Source organism: Bartonella sp. MU70NMGDW (assembly GCF_042194085.1).
GTDB classification, from domain to species: domain Bacteria; phylum Pseudomonadota; class Alphaproteobacteria; order Rhizobiales; family Rhizobiaceae; genus Bartonella; species Bartonella grahamii.
Genome location: NZ_JBHIMK010000321.1, coordinates 1 through 1,297 on the forward strand (window position 1 = coordinate 1; position 1,297 = coordinate 1,297).

At 34.2% G+C, this 1,297-nt stretch carries 1 protein-coding gene; it reads left to right on the top strand.

What is annotated here, in order from left to right:
* The coding region (locus ACFIKE_RS10740; RefSeq protein WP_375649892.1) for a PhnA domain-containing protein at positions 1 to 144 on the top strand (144 nt) is incomplete at its 5' end.
* Positions 145 to 1,297 lie beyond the last annotated feature (1,153 nt).

Below are 1,297 nucleotides of genomic sequence, written 5' to 3' on the forward strand. Positions count from 1 at the left end.
AAAGTAAAAGGCGCTTCATCTGTTTTAAAAGGTGGTACTAAGGTAAAGAATATTCGCTTGGTGGATGGGGATCATAATATTGATTGCAAAATTCCTGGGATTGGTCAGATGAGTTTAAAGTCGGAGTTTGTGAAAAAAGTTTAGGCATTTGTCCTCTTGCAATTGTTTTTGCATTTCCTTGGTTTTCTATTTCTACATTCTTCTCTAATTGGGCATATTTTTCTCCAATGGCTTCTTTTCTTGTTTCATAGATTACACCAATCAGATAGAGGCAATATGCTTTCCTTTATTGCAAAGCCGTGTATCGCAGAGAAATAGTGACTCTATCTTTTCTTTTAATATGCGGTTATGGGTGAAGTTGGATGTTGACTTGCATGCAACAGTAAAAGTATGTGCTTTATGAGAAGAACAACGCCGTAAAGTAGACAAACTTATTCTTGTCTGGATTGAAGAAATATTCTCATTTTTTTATAAGATAATTTCTCAAACAACTATAATAGATTTGGCTTCAATGTATTTATTTTTTATGGGTAGTTACACTTTTGCGTCATGTTTATGGAAATGAGATTGAAAATGATAGAGGGGGAATTCTTGATTTTAAGAATGGAAAAAGGATGGTATGATCTTGATAAGGGCGTATTGCCATGCATTTTCCAGCTCGTAGTGCTGCAACAGTCTCTTATAAAAGTGTGCATAAGAGCTATTAAAAATAGTTTTTGTTATTATCCAGTTTGTGCTGTGTAAGCGGACGATTTTTATTGATGCAATAAAAACAGAATTGAAATAAGAAGAATGTCAGAATTCTCATTGCAAGTTGCAAAATGTGATCTGTGTCGATTGACTGCTACAAGAAGTATTTTGCGTGATTTATCGTTGGAAGCACTGAGAAAGATAAAGCAAATGGGCACTTTAATCTTACAATGTTTTCTTTTTTTGGGTTTTCTTTTTTTGTAACTGGTCGTGTTAATTGCGTGACAAGATTATGAAACAAAATAAATTTAAAGTGCACATCCATGCCTTGTACTTCTGTGTACGTAAATTGGTTTGTTGAAATAACTTATGCTTCTTAAAGGGGGCTTTGAAACCTTTTTAAGGCATATGTGGAGGTGAAAGGTGAGTGAAGGTATCATTATTAGACAGATTTTTTTAACAGTACTGTATTTTTATGGCTGCATAGCTTACTTCTAAAATTTCAGGAACAAAATGACGTAAGATTTTTGCACTCCATGTTTGAGCGCTGTTGAAGAGGGGCAATCGGTGTGGTTATTTTACCTATTGAGGTCAATATTTATTGTGG